This window comes from Spirosoma sp. 209, assembly GCF_002006735.1.
Lineage (GTDB): Bacteria > Bacteroidota > Bacteroidia > Cytophagales > Spirosomataceae > Spirosoma > Spirosoma sordidisoli.
Genome location: NZ_MVEC01000001.1, coordinates 54,324 through 76,459 on the forward strand (window position 1 = coordinate 54,324; position 22,136 = coordinate 76,459).

At 58.8% G+C, this 22,136-nt stretch carries 19 protein-coding genes; 12 read left to right on the plus strand and 7 right to left on the minus strand.

The genetic code is table 11. The features are described 5' to 3' along the window. Positions 1–9: 9 nt before the first annotated feature. Positions 10–2,970, minus strand: a complete 2,961-nt coding sequence (locus tag B1C80_RS00215) for an outer membrane beta-barrel family protein (protein ID WP_077919041.1) — start codon at positions 2,968–2,970, stop codon at positions 10–12. Positions 2,971–3,029: 59 nt separating this feature from the next. Next, complete coding sequence (locus B1C80_RS00220; RefSeq protein ID WP_077919042.1) at positions 3,030–3,914, minus strand: GLPGLI family protein; 885 nt, start codon at positions 3,912–3,914, stop codon at positions 3,030–3,032. A 120-nt stretch (positions 3,915–4,034) separates the two neighbouring features. Between B1C80_RS00220 and B1C80_RS00225 the strand changes: the two genes are divergently transcribed. After that, on the plus strand, positions 4,035–4,784 hold the full coding sequence (locus B1C80_RS00225; protein ID WP_077919043.1) for a helical backbone metal receptor: 750 nt from the start codon (positions 4,035–4,037) through the stop codon (positions 4,782–4,784). Further along, entirely contained in the window at positions 4,784–5,836 is a 1,053-nt protein-coding gene (locus tag B1C80_RS00230) for an AraC family transcriptional regulator (protein WP_077919044.1), read from the plus strand. Before B1C80_RS00225 ends, B1C80_RS00230 begins: the two co-directional genes overlap by 1 nt. A 65-nt stretch (positions 5,837–5,901) precedes the next feature. On the opposite strand, the gene B1C80_RS00235 is transcribed toward B1C80_RS00230, so the two are convergent. The 3 genes from B1C80_RS00235 to aroA form a co-directional block, all read right to left on the minus strand. Continuing rightward, the gene (locus tag B1C80_RS00235; protein WP_077919045.1) at positions 5,902–6,789 is read right to left on the minus strand and encodes a hypothetical protein; all 888 of its coding nucleotides are present in this window, start codon (positions 6,787–6,789) and stop codon (positions 5,902–5,904) included. A gap of 221 nt (positions 6,790–7,010) precedes the next feature. Continuing rightward, positions 7,011–7,355, minus strand: coding sequence for a DUF4260 domain-containing protein (locus tag B1C80_RS00240; RefSeq protein WP_077919046.1), 345 nt, complete (start codon positions 7,353–7,355; stop codon positions 7,011–7,013). Positions 7,356–7,499: 144 nt separating this feature from the next. Next, a complete protein-coding gene (gene aroA / locus B1C80_RS00245) occupies positions 7,500–8,777 on the minus strand; it encodes a 3-phosphoshikimate 1-carboxyvinyltransferase (RefSeq protein WP_077919047.1) in 1,278 nt (425 codons plus the stop codon). Positions 8,778–8,898: 121 nt separating this feature from the next. Here aroA and nagA point away from each other — a divergent pair, with 121 nt between their 5' ends. After that, positions 8,899–10,077, plus strand: a complete 1,179-nt coding sequence (gene nagA / locus B1C80_RS00250) for an N-acetylglucosamine-6-phosphate deacetylase (RefSeq protein WP_077919048.1) — start codon at positions 8,899–8,901, stop codon at positions 10,075–10,077. 264 nt (positions 10,078–10,341) lie between these two features. Here the strand turns inward: nagA and ribD are convergent, their stop codons facing one another. Next, positions 10,342–11,373, minus strand: a complete 1,032-nt coding sequence (gene ribD / locus B1C80_RS00255; protein ID WP_077919049.1) for a bifunctional diaminohydroxyphosphoribosylaminopyrimidine deaminase/5-amino-6-(5-phosphoribosylamino)uracil reductase RibD — start codon at positions 11,371–11,373, stop codon at positions 10,342–10,344. Between the two features lie 103 nt (positions 11,374–11,476). On the opposite strand from ribD, the gene B1C80_RS00260 reads away from it, so the two are divergent. After that, entirely contained in the window at positions 11,477–11,950 is a 474-nt protein-coding gene (locus B1C80_RS00260) for a hypothetical protein (protein WP_077919050.1), read from the plus strand. Between the two features lie 77 nt (positions 11,951–12,027). Here B1C80_RS00260 and B1C80_RS00265 read toward each other — a convergent pair whose 3' ends face one another. After that, positions 12,028–12,414, minus strand: a complete 387-nt coding sequence (locus B1C80_RS00265) for a hypothetical protein (RefSeq protein ID WP_077919051.1) — start codon at positions 12,412–12,414, stop codon at positions 12,028–12,030. 149 nt (positions 12,415–12,563) lie between these two features. Between B1C80_RS00265 and prmC the strand changes: the two genes are divergently transcribed. The 8 genes from prmC to B1C80_RS28600 all read left to right on the plus strand — a co-directional run bounded on the left by prmC (position 12,564) and on the right by B1C80_RS28600 (position 22,067). After that, positions 12,564–13,412: a peptide chain release factor N(5)-glutamine methyltransferase gene (prmC, locus tag B1C80_RS00270; protein ID WP_077919052.1), complete on the plus strand. Its 849-nt coding sequence runs from the start codon at positions 12,564–12,566 to the stop codon at positions 13,410–13,412. A gap of 80 nt (positions 13,413–13,492) precedes the next feature. Beyond that, positions 13,493–14,470 (plus strand): MoxR family ATPase, encoded by a 978-nt coding sequence (locus B1C80_RS00275; protein WP_077919053.1) that lies wholly within the window; start codon positions 13,493–13,495, stop codon positions 14,468–14,470. 32 nt (positions 14,471–14,502) lie between these two features. Further along, on the plus strand, positions 14,503–15,015 hold the full coding sequence (gene msrB / locus B1C80_RS00280) for a peptide-methionine (R)-S-oxide reductase MsrB (RefSeq protein WP_077919054.1): 513 nt from the start codon (positions 14,503–14,505) through the stop codon (positions 15,013–15,015). 211 nt (positions 15,016–15,226) lie between these two features. Continuing rightward, on the plus strand, positions 15,227–16,111 hold the full coding sequence (locus B1C80_RS00285; protein ID WP_077919055.1) for a hypothetical protein: 885 nt from the start codon (positions 15,227–15,229) through the stop codon (positions 16,109–16,111). Between the two features lie 78 nt (positions 16,112–16,189). Continuing rightward, positions 16,190–19,528, plus strand: coding sequence for a TonB-dependent receptor (locus B1C80_RS00290; RefSeq protein ID WP_077919056.1), 3,339 nt, complete (start codon positions 16,190–16,192; stop codon positions 19,526–19,528). Positions 19,529–19,633: 105 nt separating this feature from the next. Continuing rightward, positions 19,634–20,314: a RagB/SusD family nutrient uptake outer membrane protein gene (locus B1C80_RS00295; protein WP_236648534.1), complete on the plus strand. Its 681-nt coding sequence runs from the start codon at positions 19,634–19,636 to the stop codon at positions 20,312–20,314. Then, positions 20,299–21,024, plus strand: coding sequence for a RagB/SusD family nutrient uptake outer membrane protein (locus tag B1C80_RS28595; protein WP_139361562.1), 726 nt, complete (start codon positions 20,299–20,301; stop codon positions 21,022–21,024). Before B1C80_RS00295 ends, B1C80_RS28595 begins: the two co-directional genes overlap by 16 nt. Continuing rightward, on the plus strand, positions 20,979–22,067 hold the full coding sequence (locus B1C80_RS28600) for a RagB/SusD family nutrient uptake outer membrane protein (protein WP_255376553.1): 1,089 nt from the start codon (positions 20,979–20,981) through the stop codon (positions 22,065–22,067). The genes B1C80_RS28595 and B1C80_RS28600 overlap by 46 nt, the downstream gene beginning before the upstream one ends. Positions 22,068–22,136: the final 69 nt, after the last annotated feature.

A 22,136-nucleotide genomic window follows, 5' to 3' on the forward strand; every position in this document is an offset into this window, starting at 1 on the left:
TTGACTTACTCACCCGTTCCGGCGGAAGCTCCGCGGACCGGTTCCGGGGCTCTGCCGGTTAAACGGACTCATGCCGGGCGCATTGCCCGAAAAATTACGCAGGTTGTAGACAAAGCTGACCAGAAAATAGCGGTTCAGGACCCGGCTCTGCACCTCCTCGGTATAGGTGTCGGTCACGTTCCGGACGATGCTGCGGTTCTGGTTCAGCAGATCGAATGCCTGAAAACGAATCTCGCCCTGCTTTTGCTTGAACAGCTGTTTGGCCAGCGTGGCGTTCCAGAGGGTAAACGACTGGTTGAAAGCACCCGACGAGCCGCCGTAGTGGTTGTAGTACACATCGGTCGATACCGTGAAGCCGCCCGGCAGCTGGTAGAACGCATCGAAGGTGACGGTCTGGTTCAGGAAGGTCGTGTTCTGCTGCGGCTGGAGCGAGTACCGCGCCGACTGAAAATTGATGGTACCGCCGAGGTTCAGGTCCAGCTTTTCGGTGAAGTTCGAGCTGATGTTCAGCCCCTGCCCCACGAGCCAGTTGTTGGCCAGATTGGCCCGGTCGTTTACGAAACTGGTGCCCCGGTTGTAGGTCAGGTTGGTGGTCAGGTTCAGATTGGCCTTTTGCTGACCCAGCTTAACGGGCTGCCCCAGCACCAGCGACCCGTTGGCCGTATAGTAACCATCGGTATTGACGGGCTGCGTCACCTGCGCGCCGGTTTCGTTGAAACGGGTGGCGTTTACGATCTTGTTATCGGTCCGGCTCAGGTTCACGAACGCGAACAGATTGCGAAAGGTAGTTGGCTGAAACCGGTTGAAATTAAGCGACAGCGTATGGGTATATTCGGGTTGCAGGGCCGCGTTGCCGAGCCGGATATTGAGCGGGTTGGTATTGTCCGGTACGGGCTGTAACTGGCTCACGCTGGGCGCGTTGATGCGGGTGCGGTAGTTGATCCGCAGCCGGCGGTTTTTCCCGAAGTTATAAGTAAACAGGGCATTGGGCAGCAGATTCGTAAACGTCCGGCTGAAGGTGGAGCCGGGGGTAATGTCAGTAGTGTCACGGGTAAGGTTGTCCGAGTTCAGCATGGCCTGCTGGGCGTCGAAACCAAGGGCGTAGGTGTATTTGAGCCGGTTGGTTTGCCAGGTCATACCGGCCCGGTTGGTCATGAACGTATTCAGGAATCGGTTGCTGAGCTGGGCGTTGGGCAGGTCGTACTGGCCGGTGGCCTCGTTGAAATTATTGACGAACCGGTTCGAGGTATTGTTGTTGTTCGACAGGGCGTAATGAAACTCGATGGTTTGCCGCAACGACAGCGGCTCGGTATAGCTGAGGTTGATGCTGTTGGTTACCGACTGGGTTTCCTGATCGTTACGCTGGTTGATGACCTGTTCGAACGGGGCCGTCTGGCTAACCGGTCCGCTTGCCGTTGTCGAAATGGGGGTGTTGGGCCGGGCAAAGGTGTTGAGCGAGCGGTTGACCCCTTCGTTATCGAAGTCGTTCATCGCCATGTTCCAGTTCAGGGATACGGTTCGCCCGCGCTTGCGAAACTTACGCAGCAACAGTACCGAGTTGTTAGCGGTAAAACCGGTTCCGGTCGAGGTGTAGTTGGTATTGCTGGTGTTGACCGGGCGGCCCTGCCCGTCGAGGGTCTGCGAGCTGCTCCGGGTCTGGAAGCCTGAATTCAGCCACGACAGGTTCGGAATAACCCGGATCGTTGTCAGCGAATCAAGGCGGTAGTCGAGCCGGAGGTTGAACCGGTGGTTGGTGTTGGTATTGTCGGAGCCGTTTTCACGATTGGTTACAAAGGCCGAGTCGGCCCGACCGGTACCCGATAGGCCGTTGGGCAGTACGTTCTCGCGTCGGCTGCGCTGATCGGTCAGGGTGTTGGTATGGCTGGCGTTATAGCTCCCGGCCACGTCTACTTTCTTGCCCCAGGTGTCGCGGTAGTTCAGTCCACCGGCCCACGACTGGGTAATGGCATTATTACCGACCTGCCCCCCGTTACCCACGCCAGCGAAGGTGCCTCCCCCGCCAACCCGAACCAGGTTACTGCCTCCGCCCCCGCCCATACCCTGACCGGCCCCGCCAAAATTACTGCCCAGGCCCAGGTCCTGCGCCGTAAACCCCTGCTGGTTGATGTTATTGGCCATGCCGAGCACCGAGATCTGCCGACCATTGTTGAACCGGTTCAGGCTGGCCCGCGCTGAATACCGAACGTCCTCGCCCGGCTGCGGCCCGGCCGCTACCGACTGCTGCCCGAACGATCCTTTTCGCTTGTCTTTTTTGGTGGTGATGTTGATCGTCTTTTCCCGGTCGCCATCGTCGACCCCCGAAAACTGCGACTGCTCCGACTGCTGATCGTAGAGCTGTACTTTGTCGATGATGTCGGCGGGCAGGTTGCGGGTGGCCATTTTCGGATCGTTACCGAAGAAGGGCTTCCCATCGACCAGCACTTTCCGGACCTCCTGCCCCTGCGCCTTTACGGTACCGTCGCGACTGACCTCAACCCCCGGCAGCTTCTTGAGCAGGTCCTCTACCTGGGCGTTGGGGCGGGTCTTGAACGAATCGGCGTTGAACTCGAGCGTGTCTCCTTTGACGGCAATGGGCGCTTTTTCGCCCTGCACCTGAATTTCGCCGAGGGTCTGCGAGGTAGCCACCAGATCGATAGTACCTGCATCCGGATTGGGCGTGGCCGACGAGACCGTTACGGGGCGGGCCTTACCCCGGTAGCCTACGTAGGTAACCAGCACCCGATACGCCCCCGCAGCCACTTTCGGGAATGTGAACTGCCCCTCGCCATCGGTAATTCCGAACGTAACGAGCGACGAATCCCGCGCCGACAGCAGCGATACCGATGCTTCGAGCAAGGGTTTGCGGGTTAACGAGTCCACAACCGCCCCCCGGATGCTGCCCGACTGAGCCAGCGCAGCCTGCATGAAGACGGGACATACCAAAAAGACGAACAGAAGAAGTCGTTTCATAAGTTGTTTGAGGAACGGGCCGGTCTGCCACCACTGACCGAGCGGGTTTGAGCGCTTTCTCAGTTACGGGGGGGCATACCGTTCATCATCCGCTGCCGGAACGTAGCCATCGATTTCCGGCGTAGCTCGTTCATCTCGTCCGACGAAATGGCTTTGGCATCGGCGGGGGGCTGTACGGCGCTATCGGCAACCGCTTCGGCCGATACGCTGGTGGCTTTGAAGGATTCGTTGTCCGATTCGATCTGGAGCACCACGCCCCGCTCCGGCGTCAGCGCGGCTACGGGCGAGTAGGTAAACGGCAGCTCGGTCGTGTACCAGACGGTATAGGTTTCGGCTTCACCGGGGGCCGGCGCGGTAGCCGACGCATCACCAGGCCGACCACCCATAGTGGGGCGGGCCAGACGGGCCGTAGCGGTGGCTTTGTGGCAGAGGTAGCCGGCAATCTTGCGGGTTTTGTCGGAGGGTTGCCAGTTTTCGGGTTTGGGCATGGGCCGTTCCGTCCGGTAGGTGGTCTTCACCGAATCTTTGGTGATCGTCATGACGTCGATACGCTGGCGGTTGGCCAGATCCAGGAAGGTCGTCTGCTCAAACGGGGGCGTCATGCGGGTTTCGCGGGGAACGCCACCGCCCCCGCCGGGTCCACCGCCAATGGTCCGGCTAATCATCATGTTCTGCGGCCGGTCGCGTTCTTCCTTGGCCATGGTGCCCGAAAAAATCAGCTTCTGGGTAAACGAGATCACCTCCGGCATTCCTTCGGGCGCATCGGGCGCGCCGGGACTTCCGGGCCGTACTTCCTGACCGTTGATCACCATCCGTACCTGCGACAGGTCGACCCGGCGCATGCCTTCGTAGGTGATTTTTCCCGCCGTAGGTGGCGTCTGGGCCAGCGCAACCGAGGTTGCCAGTAACGTAGATAAGAGCGCGGTGAATAGAGTCTGTTTCATGGCCTAAAGAGCGATTCGTCGGTTGAATGTTGCATAAATATCCGGTTTGGCGGATTGTATTTTGTTAAAAGACGTTAATGAGGAGACGAATGCCCAAATTGTGCCGCTGAATACCACTCTATGAGTCCCCAACGCCTTATTTCCGTTGTTCCGTCGCAAACCGAACTGCTGTTCGATCTGGGACTTGACGATACAATCGTGGGGGTCACCAGGTTCTGCATCCACCCTGCCGACCGGGTACGGAACAAGCCCATAGTGGGTGGTACCAAGACGCTGAATCTGGACCGTATTCACGACCTTCGGCCTGACCTGATCCTGGCGAATAAGGAAGAAAACACCCGTGCGCAGATCGAAGCGCTGCAGCAGCAGTACCGCGTTCACGTTACCGACATGGCTACGATTCCTGAAGCGTTGTCGATGATCCGCGAGGTAGGGACGCTCGTCGGCAGAAGCCGGCAGGCCGAATCCATCATTACCCGGATCACGAACAGCCTGCCCGCTTTTCCGTCCGATTCGGCTTCGCCTTCGGTTGCTTACTTGATCTGGCGCAAGCCGTATATGGTAGCGGCAGGCGGTACCTTCATCGATGCCATGCTCACCGCAGCAGGCTTCCGGAATGCCTTTGCCCATCAGCGCCGTTACCCCGAGCTGGACCCCGACGCGCTGCGGGCGGCCCGGCCCGATCTGATTTTCCTGTCGTCGGAGCCTTACCCCTTCAGCGACAAGCACCGGGCCGAGTTCCAGGCCCTCTGTCCGGCGGCCCGGGTCGCGATTGTCGATGGCGAGATTTTCTCCTGGTACGGCAGCCGACTGTTGCAGGCGGGTGACTATTTTAAGAACTTACGCAACCAACTAGACTACTATCCCTGATGGCTACCAATGCCTCGTCTGCTATCCGCCCAGCGCCGGCTTCTGATCATAGGCTGTCGGTGGCGTCGGTCAATCTGGTTCTGTTTGCGGTTCGGCAACGCGGACTCGACCCGGGGGAGCTGGCCCGGGCGGTAGGCATCGATCCGGCCCGGCTCCGCAACCCCGACGAACGACTGCCGATCCGGACCATGCAGCACCTCTGGCAGGAAATCGTAAGCCGCTCCGGCGATCCGTCTATTGCGCTCTCGATCGGTGAGCTGGTGAACCCGTTGTCGTTTGGCGTACTGGCCTATGTGATGATGCACTGCCCCAGCCTGGGCCAGGCTTTTCAGAAACTCATCCAGTATCAGGATATTGTTTGCGAAGGCATCCGCACCAGCGGTCGGCACGAAGGGTCGGCCTATGTGCTGTCGCTGCAGCTGACCAGCCCCGACATTGTTTTTCCGGCCTATGCGGTGGAGTCAGAATTGTCGGTCTACCTGGCGGCCATGCGGGCGCTGACGGGGCAAACGCTCGTAGCCAGAGAGGTTTGGTTTGCTTACCCGCGCCCCACCGATACCAGCCAGCACGAACGGGTTTTCGGTCCGGCCCAGCTCCGGTTCGACACGCCCGAATCGGCCCTGGTACTCGACAGCGCCCTGCTCGACACGCCCATCCTGAACGCCAGCCCGGGGCTGTTTACCCTGTTTGACCAACAGGCCGACGAATCGATGAAACGCCTGAAAACCCCGGCCCTGACCGAGCGGGTCCGGACCGAGATTCTGGTATTGATGAAAGGAGAAGAACCGACGCTGGCGGCCGTTGCCGACCGGCTCGCTATGGGCATCCGGACGTTACAGCTGCATCTGAAAAGCGAACAGACCAGCTACCAGCAGATTCTGGATCGGGTGCGCCGGGATATGGCGATAAAGCACCTGCGCGAACCGCATTTCAGCACCACCGACATTGCCTACCTGCTGGGATTTGCGGAGCCGAGCGTTTTTTTCCGGTCGTTCAGAAAATGGACCGGCCAGACCCCGGGCGCCTATCGTCAGCAGTTGTACGCCAGCTAGATGCCAGCTTCGGCAGCCTGACAAGACTCAGTCTGGTACAGGCGCTCGAAGACTTATTTTTCGGTTCACTTGTAGGTGATCGTATACTGAAAATTACCCATAGCGCCCAGCGGAGCGTTGCGCTGCGTCGGGAATCCACGCTCGTTGACCTGCTGCGTTTCGCTGACCAGCGTATAGGTGTTGCAGCCGTACAGGGCGGTGCAGTGTTTTATAGTACGGGACAGGAGGTTATTGGTCGTCAGCGCATTATCCAGTCCAACCAGGCCGGAGGAGAACACCCCCCGGTTAAAAACGGCTAGTAGCGCCGTCAGTATCTGATACTCTTTGCTCTGCGCAAACACGTTCTGGTGCGGATCGTACTGCTGATTTACAACCTCGGAAAAGTTATTCGGATTGCGCGCCTTGTTCCAGCTCGATTCGGCCGCAGCATCCAGGTTCCCCCGGCTATCCAGAAAGAGCCGGCCCAGACTGACATTTGTCTTCAGCGGATACCCCTGCTGGTCGACGGCAAAAGAGGCCGTTTTAACGGTCTGGCCCCCGATCACCAAACGAGCATTGATCGTTTGACCGGTATACGCCAGTTCGAAGCGACCCGGCTTGGATTGATTAAAGAAATCCGAATCTCGATCGTCAGAAAGCGCGTCTATCGAAATAGCAGACAGACGGTTGTTATCATACGCAAACCGCACCCACTGGTTTACAGGTTGGTTACCGGGCGAAGCAGCCAGCAGCGAGTCGCGAACCGACACCAGCTGATTGGCCGCGTTGTAGGTAAAAAGAGACCGATAGACGAGGTGAGCGAGCGTACCCTCGGCATGATAGTCGATCGAAGCAGGCAGGGTTAGCCGGGTCGGGGCAACCTCAGCGTCGATGGGAGCCAGTTTCTGGCAGGAGGTGGCAGCGAGCAGAGCGCTCCCTAAAAAAAGGCTGGTTAAACGGGCGGTGTAGTTCATAACGGATCTGATGCAGAGACACGCAAAAAACAGGCGAATTTTTGACAAAACAAAGCAGTCGACTTATTTCATATGATGAATAGACCGAATTGATACTGAGACGCTAACCCCATACGGTGTTTCATCGGTGTCGGCTTACCCCAATCGCCTGTCGGGAGGGTAGTTAGTTCATCCCGGTCAGCCCGCACCGGGGGCGCCTGTCTGCGCCAGCCCCGCTGCTTCTACAGCCCTCCTAAACTGGTGTGCTTGAAACTATCGGCGTACTTCAGGCCGTAGCCCGCCACCCGGTCCATGCTCGAATGCGCTACCAGCATAATCCCCGCCAGCATCAGGTATTGATTACCGACAGCCAGCCCCCAGATGCCGATCAGGATACCCAGCGCTTTGTGGTGAACCAGATTATAGGTTACCGCGCCCACGGCCGGGTTGATCAGATACCCCACCATACTCAGGTCGGGCAGCAGCAGCAGGGCCGGAAACCACCACCAGGCAAACGTCAATTGCGAAAACAGGTACACACACGCCAGAAACAGGGCGAATTCTTCGGCTTTGAGCAGGTATTTCATTGGATTGGTGTTCGTGCGAACGTTTAGTACCCTACAAAGGTCCGACGAACCGACCGGGTGGTCGATGACGAAAAAAGCAATCCTACTGACCAATTACGAAAATCGCAGCGTCGTTGATCGACCCACCAGCCCCGGCATGAGCAGCTAGGCTTTAGTCCCTTCGGCCAGCGGCTCCACCGTGACAACTTTAGCCATATCTTCCCAGAACGAGGGGTACGACTTGGCCACAACGCCTGGCTCCTCGATCATGACAGAACGCTGCATCGCCACCGGCGCAAAGGCCATGGCCATCCGGTGATCGTCGTAGGTATCGATAACGGGCGTCGGTAACTCCGGTGTGGCACCAGCCAGCGAACGGACTTCGTAGCGGTGGTTCGACTCGACCTCTACCAGCTCGGCCCCCAGTTTTTGAAGTTCGGTCTGCAGGGCCAGCACGCGGTCGGTTTCTTTGATCTTCAGGCTTTCGATGCCGGTCAGGGTGAGCGCCACCCCGCTAACGGCCGCACAGACGGCCACAGTCTGCGCCAGATCCGGACAGTCGGTAAAATCCCAGCTCAGGGCCGACTCGGCCGGGCGCCGGGTCAGCCTCACGCCCTGATCGGTAAAGGTGCTCTCGACCCCTAGTGCCCGCATGATCTCGACAATAGCGCTGTCGCCCTGCAACGACTGCGGCTTCAGTCCGAGCAGATCGATGGTGGTATCAGGATCGCCGGACAAGGCCACCACGCTGTACCAGTAGCTGGCACCCGACCAGTCGGACTCGATCTGATACGGTTTTGGCGTATAGGGCTGGGGAGCTACCGTAATGGTTCGTTCGTCCCAGTTAGCCTGCACATCGGCTCCGAAATAAACCATCTGCGCTATCGTCATCTCGATATACGGCCGCGAACCGATCGGGCCCGTCAGCGTCAGGGTCAGTCCCTGCGGCAGCGCCGGCGCAATCATCAGCAGGGCCGAGATGTACTGGCTGCTCACGTCGCCCCGGATGCTGAGCGTATGCTGGCCCGACGCGCTGAATCCGTTCAGCTGCAGCGGTGGGTAGCCTTCGTTGTTAAGGTAGGTAATATCGGCCCCGAGGGTTCGGAGCGCATCGACCAGGATACCGATGGGCCGTTCGCACATGCGGGGGGTTCCGGTCATGATCTTCGGCTGCCCCGTTACGGCGAAGTAGGCTGTCAGAAACCGCATGGTCGTACCCGCATCGAGCACATCGGCCGTGTCGGGCAGCCCCGTTGACGCGCCTGCTTTCAGCAGCCGAATCATGGTTTGCGTATCGCGGGCCGTAGATAAATTCTGGAGGTCACACCGGAAACCGGTCAGGGCATCGAGAATGAGGGCGCGGTTGCTTTCGCTCTTCGACGAAGCCAGCGGGATAGTAGCCCGAACAGGACCAGGGGCAGGAGATAAACGAACGGCGTTCAAAAGACAGGATGGGTAATGGCTCGAATTAGTTCGCAAAAAAACGAAATAACCGCTAGATTCCGGCCATGTTTACGGCCGACAGTCGGTTGGTCGCACGAAAAACAGCCTTTACGAGACGCAGATGAACTACATTACCAACGCCACTGTCTTCACCGGCAACGAGTGGCTACCCGGTGCGTCGGTGCGCCTGGCCAACGGTCGTATCCAGGAACTGACCACCGATCCCGTAACGGCCTCCGATGCCGATGTGCTGGATATCAACGGCGATTACCTGGTGCCGGGCCTGATCGATCTGCAGCTCTACGGGGGTTCTCACCGTTTCCTCAACGATCAGCCTACGCCCGACACGGTTCGCCACATATACGACACCCACGCCCGCAATGGCACCACAACCCTGCTGCCCACGATTCATTCGACCTCACTCGATCTGATGCAGCAGGCAATGGCCGCGGTACAGACCGTTCGGCACGAGAATCCGTTCGGGGTGCCGGGTATTCACGTAGAAGGGCCTTATTTCAACCCCATCAAGCGGGGCGCCCACAGTGCCGCCTACGTCAGAACCCCGGCCGAGGGCGAGCTGGAAACGCTATTCGGTACCAACGCCGACGTGATCCGCATCCTGACGCTGGCCCCCGAGATACTGACGCCTTCGCAACGGGATACCATCCAGCGGCTGAAACATACGAACACGCTGCTGTCGCTGGGCCACTCCAACGCGACCTATGTTCAGGCCCGGCAGTCGTTCGACAGTGGTTTCACGCCCCTGTCTACGCACCTGTATAATGCCATGCGTGGGTTCGAGAGCCGCGAGCCGGGCGTTGTGGGGGCCGTTTTTGACCACCCGGCGGTTCGGGCCAGCATCATTGCCGACGGCTACCACTGCGATCCGGCCACGATCCGGATTGCCCATAAGCTGCTGGGCGACCGGCTGTTTCTGATCTCCGACGCCCTGTTTGCCAGCTCACCGGGCCGCCCCGGGCCACGGGCTACATTCTCGCTGGGTGAATTTGTGGTTCATTACGAGCCGGATGCCAACGGACCCGGCCGCTACGTCAACAACGAAGGGAAACTGGCCGGATCAGCCCTGACGCTGATCGACTGCGTTCGGGTGGCGGTCAATCAGGCCGCCATCGCCTTGTCCGATGCGTTGCGGATGGCCAGCACGATTCCGGCGGAGATCATCGGGATGGGCAACGAGTTAGGAAAAATTCAGCCCGGCTACGTCGCCAACCTGCTTCGGCTCGATCAGTCGCTAACCACAAAAAGCGTATGGGCCTCGGGCGAATTGATGGCGCTTTGATCGGGCAACCCCCGGCATGAATGCCGGGGCTATTCATGGATCGCCCCCGGGCCATATCCGGGCTCATTAGACCAATGACTAGCGTCGGCATTCATGCCGACGCAACCAATTCCCAACCGCTACCAACCTCCGGCATAAATGCCGGGGCTATTCATGGATCGCCCCGGGCCAGATCCGGATTCGTTAGACCAATGAATAGCGTCGGCATTTATGCCGACGGGACCAATCCCATTCCCGACGGGACCAAGGAAAACCCCAACATTATCAATCCAACCGTCGGTACGTCGTCAGTTCGTCGTCGCCGACGCGCTCGCAGTCGAAAAAGGTACCCCGCACGGTGGGGGCTTCGATACCTGCGCCCAGTAGCATTGGACTGCGGAACACCCGCATTTCGTCCCAGAGACCGGCGTCGATAAAGGCGTTGAGCAGGGTGGTTCCCCCTTCTACCAGGACCGACTGAACAGACCGTTGCCGCAGATCGGCGAGCAGCTGGGGCAGAACCGGCTCATCGGCCGTCAGCTGTACCAGAGTCGTCTGTCCAACGGTTTCCGTTTTGATCAGGTTGTACCGTAACGTCGGCTGCGACCCGTCGAACAGATGGAGTCCCGCATCCAGCCGAAGCGCCCGGTCGATAACGATCCGTATCGGGTTTCGGCCGGGTACCAGCCGCACGTTAAGCCGGGGATTGTCGGTGTGGGCGGTGTTGGTGCCGACCATGATCGCGTCTTCTTCGGTCCGCCAGCGGTGTACCAGCCGCTGCGACAGGGGGCCGCTGATCTGCACCGGCGTACCACCCGGACCCGCCAGATACCCATCGGTCGTTTCGGCCCACTTCAAGATCACATACGGCCGCTGTTTCTCCATGAATGTAAAAAAGCGGGCGTTAAGCCGTCGACCCGCTTCGGCCAGTACGCCCGTTTCGACCGGGATGCCAGCCGCCCGCAGTTTGTCGAATCCCCGCCCGCCAACCAGCGGATTGGGATCATCGTTACAGCAGACCACCCGACCGATTTTTTTTTCGATGAGCAGGTCGGCGCAGGGAGGCTGTTTGCCGTAATGCGAGCAAGGTTCGAGGGTTACGTAAGCGGTGCTGTCGGTCAGCAGCGGTTCATCTTCAGGACGCAGCGATCGTATGGCATTCCGTTCGGCATGGGCCTGTCCGTAGCGCTCGTGCCAGCCTTCGCCAATAATTCGATCGCCGTGCACAATCACGCAGCCCACCATCGGGTTGGGGCTGACGTGGCCCCGGCCCAGCGCGGCCAGTTCGAGCGCACGACGCATATATTGTTCATTCATTGTCACCAGGTTGTAAATGAGTGCATCTGACTTACACGATCAGATTCAATTATAGTACTATATTGCTTTTCTATACCTCTTAACAACCAACCCAAATTACGTCATGCTTCGCATATGCATTGCTTCCCTCCTACTGGGTCTTGGCCTGGTGACGGCCAAAACCACCCAGGCCCAAACATTGACCGAAAACACCGCCTGGCTCAAAGAACAGTTGAACGAGCTCGTCGACAACAGCGAAGCCAAACCTGTTTTCGACTTCAACGACTGCCTGATGACCATGAATGTAGACACAAAAGAAGAAGGTATCCGGGTAAAAATGGACATGAACTGGCCATTGAAAGAAATTCGCAAGGTAAGTTATAAAGCAGCCAGTAACGGCAACTACACCCTGGTCCTGGATGTTCCGGCCAACCAGGTAAAAGGGAAAGTAAAGGTTGGCATTTTCTCGAAAACGCTGCGCGAAAAAGGCGACGGCGGCCACACCTCATTCGACCTGAACACCCGCGACGAAAAACGGATACAGGCCATTCAGCAGCGGTTCGAAACCTCCATCCGCCAATGCCAGCGCGGGAGCTGACCATCGAACTCCCCAAACACACAAATGACCCGGAAACGATCCGGGCCATTTGTCTCTCGTTAAACAGGTGTGCTTACTTATTCCCCGACGGCCGTTTTATCGGCCGTTTTCTTATCGCCAGCTCGTTTTACGTACTGGCCCTGATCAGCCGTGGTGAATGATCCATGGCCGGTTTTATAGTTGCGGCTGGCCAGCGAAGCCGGTTCATTGGCCGTTACCATCAGGCTACCCGACGGTGTCGTACCCGGTACAGGCTGTTTATAGTTGGCCACGGCCCCCTGTGCAGCCGGTAGCAGCACCGGTGTTCCGGCTTTCTGCTCCCAGCGACGGGCCTCAGCACTTTTATTGGCATGTTTGTAATTGTGCGTCGAATATGTGTGGTCATGACGGCTGCTGCTGCTCTGGGCCATGGCAGCCGCAGTAGTCAGCACTAAACCGGTCACTATCAATAGGGTCGTTTTCATCGTTCTGTTAATTTGATACTCTGTATCGCCGTTGCGATGGTACAAAGGTGGGGTAAGCCCCTAAGAACCGGGTTAGTTCGGGGTTAGAAAACGGTTAGAATTCTCCCGCCTTTTTGCCAGTTTTACACTTCAATTACTTTTGACACCGAATGGCCACAGCCAAACCGCTATACGACCGCTTAAGCAAGAACATTACCGCCTACGCGCCTGAGGAAGCGCGCGAAATGGCCTTTATGCTGCTCGATCATTACTTCGGACTCCGAAAAACCGACGTCCTGACCGACAAACCCTTACCCCCCAATCGCACCGAACCGGACTGGTTCCGGATACTGGAACGGCTGAACCGGCAGGAGCCCATCCAGCACGTTATTGGCACCACCATCTTCTGCGGACTGGAGTTTGAGGTATCGCCCGACGTGCTCATTCCGCGGCCCGAGACCGAAGACCTGGTGCGCCTGATCATGCACGATTTTGCCGACCGTACCGACGATGTACCCATCGTAGACATCGGTACGGGCAGTGGCTGTATTGCCGTAACGCTGGCCCGCTTTCTGCCCCAGTCGGTCGTAACGGGCTGGGACGTTTCTAAAAATGCGCTCGCGCTGGCCCGGCAAAATGCCCGGCACCTGAACGCCGACGTTACGTTTGCTATTCAGGATATCCTGAACGTAGCCCCTGATTTTGGGCAGCAGTACGACGTAGTGGTCAGCAATCCGCCCTACGTAACCCGCTCCGAAGCGGCCGGCATGGACCGTAACGTGCTGGACTACGAGCCCGATCTGGCCCTGTTCGTCGATGACAACGATCCGCTGGTATTTTACAAAGCGGTAGCCGATTTCTGCACCCGCCACCTGACCAGAAACGGCGCTTGTTACGTCGAGATTAACGAACGATTCGGCAGCGCCACCCAGCAGGTATTCACCGAACGGGGCTTCTCGAACATTCAGGTCTATAAAGATATTCACGGCAAAGACCGGAGCATTCGGGCTGCGTTTTAGCCCGGCCAGTCCGTCGACACGGCGGTCTGGCGGCTCCGTATACAGAACCAAACACTCAGTAATCAGTCCTCTATTTTCCTATGCAGCCCGCCACTTCTTTTGCCTACCACACTAAAATACGCGAGGTATTCAACGAGATGAGCCAGGTCGTGGTTGGGCAGGAACGGTTGCTGAACCGGCTGCTGATCGGCCTCTTCACAGGTGGTCATATTCTGCTCGAAGGCGTACCGGGCCTGGCCAAGACACTGACCATCAACACCCTGGCCAAAGTATTGGAACTGGACTTTCAGCGCATTCAGTTTACGCCCGACCTGCTGCCCGCCGACCTGATCGGCACGATGATTTTCAACCAGAAGACCAGCGAGTTTGAGGTGAAGCAGGGACCTATATTTGCCAATCTGATTCTGGCCGATGAAGTGAACCGCTCGCCCGCCAAAGTGCAGGCGGCCCTGCTCGAAGCCATGCAGGAGAAGCAGGTAACCATCGGCGAAGAAACCTTCGTTCTCGACCGCCCGTTTCTGGTGCTGGCCACCCAGAACCCCGTCGAGCAGGAAGGCACCTATCCGCTGCCCGAAGCCCAGGTCGATCGGTTCATGATGAAGGTCTTTGTCGATTATCTCAGCAAAGACGACGAACTGGCCGTTATGCGACGGATGTCGAATATGAACTTCGATTATGAGGTGCAGCCGGTGCTGGGCAAGGAAGATCTGGTGGCCATCCGCGACGAAATCAACGGCATCACCATCTCCGAAACCCTGGAACGGCATATCATCGAACTCGTTTTTGCTACCCGCCGACCCATGGAGTACAACCTCCGCGACGAAGCCCGCTATATTCAGTTCCGCGTGTCGCCCCGGGCCAGTATCCACCTGAACGTAGCCGCCAAAGCCCTCGCCTACTTCGACCGGCGCGATTACGTCCTGCCCGAAGACATCAAGGAAGTAGCGCCCGATGTCTTCAACCACCGCATCATGCTGAACTACGAAGCCGAAGCGGATGGCGTAACGCCCCTGCAGGTCATCGACTCCATTCTGCGAAAAGTGGCTATTGGCCGATGAACCCGGGCCGGGCCTGATGGTGTTCTGCCGGTATGAAGCAAACCCAGCTTTTTTTACTCCTGGCGGTGCTGGTTGCCGGGGGGCTCTGGCTCTACGCCACCTATTTCGGTACGCCACGCCCACCCCACCGCCGACCCGCCGGCGCCACCTCGCCCGGCAACCGGCGGGTCGAAAAATCCGATGCGGACTGGAGCCAGATCCTGACGGCTGCTCAGTATCGGGTCATGCGCGACCGCGGTACCGAATGGCCAAACAGCAGTCCGCTCAACCACGAACACCGCCCCGGCACCTTCGCCTGCGCCGGTTGCCGTAACCCCCTGTTCGCGTCGACCGCCAAATTTGAGTCGGGTACGGGCTGGCCCAGCTTCTTCGCCCCTATCCTGTCAAACGCCGTCTATACCGAACCCGACGGGAACCGCTCGGAAGTGCGCTGTGCCGTTTGCGACGCCCACCTGGGACACGTTTTTCCCGATGGACCCGCCCCTACCGGGTTGCGGTACTGCATGAACGGCGTAGCGCTGACGTTTATTCCGGCCGCGCGCTGATCGATGAGCGGAAGGCGGGTTCTGCCGGCTCCCGCAACGGCCCAATGCGTGCGTGGTATGAAGCGGGCCTGGCCGACGACCGCCAATCATAACACTACGGAAACAGTAGGATAAAACTCGCATCACATCCGCAGCCCACCTTTGTGGTGGCAAAAGCAGCCCCTCGTTCGGGCCTTGCTGCCAACCGTTCTCTCAACGAAACCGGATGCGCATGAAGCTACTGTTACTCCTCTCCCTCTCCTCGCTCAGCCTGTTTTTCCTCGACCGAGCCGATATTGGGCTAACCCTGACCCACGCAACAACCGTCGATTCGCTGGGCGCGTGCCAGGGGGTGAGTTTTCTGAACGGCAGGGCCTATCTCTACGGCGACCGCGAGGTGGGCATGATTCGTACCTATGCCGTTGGGCCGAAGTCGCTTAGTTACACAGGTCAGGAAATCCGGCTCACCAAAGGCGGACAGGATGTGATCAACCATCCCACCGGCATTGCGTATAATGGTTTGGGGCCAACGTTCATCGGAAACAGCATCCGGCCGGGCGACGCGTCGCAAAATCCGGAAGGCACCCGGTGGCGGGCCGTTATTTATTCGGTCAACTGGGCCGGGCTGCTCAACACCGGAACCCTGGACGGGAACCTGCTCAACACCATCGAAGACGACGCCTGCATTCAGGGAACCCGCCCCGAATACGTGCAGTACCAGAACCGCTGGTACGTGGCTACCGCCGACTACGGTAACCGCACCAACGAGGTACGCCTGTACGATCCGGCCCGGCTGGCCACGGCAAAAAAAACCAGCGAACCGGGTGTCGTTGTCAAAAAATTCACCTGCTCACCCTGGGTACAGAATCTCCACTGGATACCCGCCAAAGGGGTGCTGGTCCTGATTCAGAACCAGATAGAAGGCCGCCGGTGGCGGTTTACCTTTCTCGATCTCAGCAAATCCATCGAAACGGGCCGCGAGCACGTACTCCGCACCATCGACCTCGATAAAACTGACGAGCTGGAGGGATTTGCCCTGCTCAACGACCAGACAACCGGCCTGGCCGTCACCTCCTCGCGCACGAACAATGCGCATTTCGTAGACCTCAGCTGGTAAAGCGGCCACCCTGGTAAAGCACCCAGCCCCTTCGGTCTGCGCCTTCCTGTACGAATACCAAACAGACAACCTATTGATATGAAGCAGTACTCAACCTCACGCGTTCGGCGTTGGGCTGGCGCTTTGGCGTTGACCCTCGGCACAACGGTGCTCCAGCCGGTCAGCGGCCTGCCGACCGGCTGGAGCACCAGCGAAAATCGGCTCGTTACCGTCACGGGTATCGTTACCGACGAGCAGAACCAACCCATTCCCGGCGTCAACATTGTCGATAAACAGTCGCGCAAAGGTACCGTCACCGACGCCAACGGGCGGTTTTCTATCGATGTTGCCCCCGGCGCTACCCTGGTCGTATCATCGGTTGGCTTTATGGCGCAGGAAATCGTGGTCGGCACCCAGCCGACGCTGACCATCCGCCTGAAAGAAGACGTCAACCAGCTGGCCGAAGTGGTGGCGGTGGGTTACCAGACCCTGCGGAAAAGCGACGTAACCGGAGCCATTGCCAACGTGAAAGCCCGCGAGCTGAACCTGGCGGCTCCTACCCTTGGTCAGGCCCTGGTTGGCAAACTAGCTGGCGTTCAGGTGGCTCAGGTGAGCGGAGCGCCTTATGTCGGTACGAAGATCCGGGTGCGGGGTATCGGCTCGATCAACGCCAGCTCCGACCCACTCTATGTCATCGACGGGTTTCCGGCCGGGAACGACGTGTTCATCAACCCGAACGACATCGAGAGTATCGACATCCTGAAGGATGCCGCTTCGGCCGCTATTTACGGGTCGCGGGCCTCGGGGGGCGTGGTGCTCATCACGACCAAACGCGGCAAAGACGGCAAGGGAAAGCTCGACTACGAATACCAGTTCGGCATCAATCAGCTGGCCAAAAAGGTGAAGCTGCTGAACTCGACCCAGTTTGTCGACCTGCTCATCGACGCCCGCAACAATACCTACCGCGACCTGATGCAGAACGCCGGGAAGCCCTTCACCAACGCCAACTTCTCGGACCCCAACGCCACCCGGATTGCCAACGTAGGGAACGCCGGCTCGGTCAGCATCCCGACCGAATTTTACGATTTTGCCAGCCAGCGGGCCATCGCCCCGAAGTACGACACCGACTGGCAGGATGCGCTCTACCGCAACGCCCCCCTCAACCGGCATAACGTTCAGTTTTCGGGCGGGGCCAACAACCTCCGCTACCTGCTCAGCGCGGGCTACCAGGATCAGCAGGGGATCATCGTGGCCACGAAGCAGCAACGGGTAAACCTGCGCGCCAACATCGACGCCGACCTGAGCGCGAAACTCAAGGTAGGGGCCAGCTTCTTTGTTACCTCGACCAACAACCGCGAGGTGCAGGAAGGCCGGTTCAACCAGGGCCCGATCCTGGGCGCGCTGATTTTTCCGCCTATTTTCCGGGCCTACGACGACAACGGCCGACTGATCAAGAACGAAGCCGCGTCGCAGCAGCCGACCTTTGGGTTCCAGACCATCGAAAACCCGGTAGCACTGGCGCAGGAGACCAACATCACCCGCAAAGGGCTGCGCGGCACCTACAACGGAACCGCCAGCTACGAGATCATTCCGGGGCTCATCGCCAGGGCGAACCTGGGCCTGCAGACCTTCAACGAAAAGTACGAATACTACCTGCCCACCAGCCTTAGTAACGGGAACAACCCGCCCTACTCGCCCCAGGCTATTGCGGCCGCCCGCGCCACCGCCCAGACCACCACGACGCAGAACGTGCTGGGCGAGTTTACGGCCAGCTACAGCCGTCAGTTCGGACTGCACAACCTGAATCTGCTGGGTGGCTATACGGCCCAGCGGATTACCGGCGACCGCATCAGCGTGTCGGCGCAGGGGTTTCAGAATGACCGCGTTCAGGAAATTACGGGACGGGGTGCCGACCCGACCAACTTTTTCCTGAATACCGGTGGCAGCGAACTCGCCACGGGTAAGTTTGAAGAAACGCTGCTGTCGTACCTGGCCCGGGCCACCTACAGCTTCGATGAGCGCTACTTCCTGACGGCGGCTTTCCGTACCGACGGCTCGTCGCGCTTCGGGCCGCTCAACCGCTGGGGTAGTTTTCCATCCCTGTCGGCGGGCTGGACCGTGTCCAACGAGCCGTTTTACCGCGACTGGCTGGGGGCGGCTTCCAGCCTGAAACTGCGGGCCAGCTGGGGCCTGACCGGTAACTACAATATCGGGAACTACAGCTTCCTGCAAACGATGGCCAACCCGGGCGGGGTTGTTTTCGGCACCAACACCATCAACACTGCCTACTGGGCCGGGGCCATCCGGGATCAGGCGCTGGGCTGGGAAACTACGTCGCAGTTCAACGCGGGGCTGGATGTCGGCCTGCTCAACAACCGGCTCCTCATCATTGCCAACGGCTACCTCAGCTACTCGTATGACCTGCTGTTCAACCAGCCGATTTCGGCCGTTTCGGGCACGTCGTCGATCCTGACCAACCTCCGCGACTCACGCATCCGCAACCGGGGGGTCGAGTTACAGATCGATGGCCGGATTGTTTCGACGCAGGATGTCAAGGTCAACCTGAGCGGCAACATTGCCACTAACCAGAACCGGGTGCTGGACATGGGCGGCTCGAACGCCATTTTCTCCGTCGGTGCCGAGCGGCAATACATTACTCACACGACGCAGGAAGGCCAGCCGGTCGGTATGTTCTACGGGTTCAAAGTCGTCGGTATGGTGCGGGAAAGCGACATGGAAGCCATTGCGCAGGATAACGCCAACTACAACCCCGCCACCCAGAGTTTTGCTCCCGGCTACGTTCGGAAAGGCCCCGCCCGCTCTACGGCATCGAGCAACCCGCTGCGGCCCGGCGACCTGATTTTTGAGGATGTTGACGGCAACGGCGTAGTTAACGATGCCGACAAACGGGTCATTGGCAGTCCTTATCCCAAATTCACCTACGGTCTGTCGGCTACCGCCAGCTACAAAGCGCTCGACTTCAACGCATCGTTCAACGGCTCGCAGGGCAACCAGGTGCTCGACGGGCAGGACTACTACGTCTTCAACATGGAAGCATCGGGCAACCAGTATGCCGTTATCGACGAACGCTACCGCTCCGAAGCGCAGCCGGGCAACGGGCAGGTATACCGGGCTGCCCGCGGTGGTACGCAGAGCAACAGCACCCGCCTGTCTACCTTCTACCTGCAAAACGGGTCGTATTTCCGCTGCACCAACCTGACCATTGGCTATAACCTGCCCGCGTCGCTCCTGAGTCGGGTGAAGGTGGGTGGCCTGCGGGTCTACGCCAACGTGAACAACGCCTTCACCATCACCAAATACAAAGGCTACAATCCCGAAGTCGATTATAACGCTGGCGTCAACCTGACCCCGGGCGTCGACTATGGCATGTACCCGCTGGCCCGTGGCTACAACATCGGCGCCCGCATCTCTTTCTAGGCATAAACTAATGAACAGGGCCTGATGAATCGTGGCTGAACCGACCTCCACAGGCGGTCCCCGCGAGCCGTCCAGCACTCATCAGGCCTGCAAAATCAGTCAATCATGAACCCAACATACGTACGAATCCTACTCCTGAGCGCTACGCTGTCGATGGCCTCCTGCGGACAGGAATTTCTGGTCAAAACCGACCCCAATGCCATTGCCGCTGCCGACTTTTACCAGAGCGAAAACGATGCGCTGCTGGGGCTCAACGGCGCGTATCAGGCCCTGCGCAACAACAATGGTCTGGCTGAAGGCAGCGGTCTCTTCAATGAGCAACGCTCCGACAATACCGGCACGAACGATAACCAGTCGAACGCGGGCGAGCCGTTTCAGTTCAACGACTTCTCAATCCTGCCGAGCAACACCTACCTGAAAAGTCACTGGCTGGCGCTGTATCAGATCGTAACCCGGGCCAACCAGGTGCTGGCTGGTACAGAAACGCTGACCTTCAGCAACCCGCAGACGAAAGCGCAGTATCAGGCCGAAGCCCGCTTTATTCGGGCGCTGGCTTATTTTCACCTCGTCCGGAAATGGGGCGATGTGCCGCTAGTGACCCAACCGCTCAACTCCGCCGAAGCCGTTCGGACCAATACCTTCCGCGAGAAGAAAGAGAAAGTCTACGAGCAGATTGTGGCCGATCTGACCGAGGTTATCAACAGCCCACTGCCCGACATACAGCCAGCCGCTCAGAAAGGTCGGGTCTCGAAAGTGGCGGGAAATGAAAAGTGCTGGCTGGTATAGAAACGCTGACCTTCAGCAACCCGCAGACGAAAGCGCAGTATCAGGCCGAAGCCCGCTTTATTCGGGCGCTGGCTTATTTTCACCTCGTCCGGAAATGGGGCGATGTGCCGCTAGTGACCCAACCGCTCAACTCCGCCGAAGCCGTTCGGACCAATACCTTCCGCGAGAAGAAAGAGAAAGTCTACGAGCAGATTGTGGCCGATCTGACCGAGGTTATCAACAGCCCACTGCCCGACATACAGCCAGCCGCTCAGAAAGGTCGGGTCTCGAAAGTGGCGGGAAATGCGCTGCTGGGGCTCAACGGCGCGTATCAGGCCCTGCGCAACAACAATGGTCTGGCTGAAGGCAGCGGTCTCTTCAATGAGCAACGCTCCGACAATACCGGCACGAACGATAACCAGTCGAACGCGGGCGAGCCGTTTCAGTTCAACGACTTCTCAATCCTGCCGAGCAACACCTACCTGAAAAGTCACTGGCTGGCGCTGTATCAGATCGTAACCCGGGCCAACCAGGTGCTGGCTGGTACAGAAACGCTGACCTTCAGCAACCCGCAGACGAAAGCGCAGTATCAGGCCGAAGCCCGCTTTATTCGGGCGCTGGCTTATTTTCACCTCGTCAAAAGACGAAAGCGCAGTATCAGGCCGAAGCCCGCTTTATTCGGGCGCTGGCTTATTTTCACCTCGTCCGGAAATGGGGCGATGTGCCGCTAGTGACCCAACCGCTCAACTCCGCCGAAGCCGTTCGGACCAATACCTTCCGCGAGAAGAAAGAGAAAGTCTACGAGCAGATTGTGGCCGATCTGACCGAGGTTATCAACAGCCCACTGCCCGACATACAGCCAGCCGCTCAGAAAGGTCGGGTCTCGAAAGTGGCGGGAAATGCGCTGCTGGGGCAGGTCTACCTGACCATGGCCACCACGCTCGACCAGGCCAACCGGGCGGCTAACCTCAACCAGGCCAAGACCTACCTGACCAACGCCTACACCAAACGAACCTTCGGCACGCTGAAAGACATTCCCTATGCCGACGTGTTCGATGTGGCGAAAAAGACCACGAATCCCGAAGCCATTTTCCAGATCGTGTACCGGCAGGGCGACGTCAACTTCTCGTCCGGTATTGCGGCCAGTAACCAGGCCCAGGGCGAAACCATCAACTCGCTGCGGACCACCACGGGCGTTGGCGGCAACGTAAAGCCCGATCTGGTGAAAGACTATGAAGAAGGGGATCTCCGCAAAGAGTACTCGATCAAATACGCCAGTGCGGCCAACGTGCGGGATTATTTCATCACCAAGTTCCGCGACCCGAGCCCGGCGGCCGGTACCAACGGCTGGGGTGGCAACGACTGGCTGCTGATCCGGTATGCCGACGTGATCCTGATGCTGGCGGAGGTGAACCTGTACCTGGGCGACGAAGCGTCGGCTATCGGGTTTCTGGATCAGGTACGCGAGCGGGCCAAGTTGCCCCTGTACAACGCAGCCAGGGCCAACCCCACCTACAGCGCCCGGTATCCGACCCTCCGGCAGGCTATTCTGCACGAACGGCGCGTGGAGCTGGCCTTCGAGAACCACCGCTGGTTCGACCTGCAGCGATTCTTCAGCCCGGCCGAGCTGGTAGCCTACTTCCAGGCGAAGCCACAGGCCGATTACGGAGCCGCCCGCGTCTCGAATTTCGGCCCCAAGGACTACTATTACCCCATCCCGTTCGATGAGGTCAAGCTCAACCCCGAGCGCATGTACCAGAACCCGGGGTACTGATCTGGCGCGTATCTGCTGACGAAGGGCGTCAGACCAAACGCGCAGGAACCTGATTAGCAGGAAAATCGC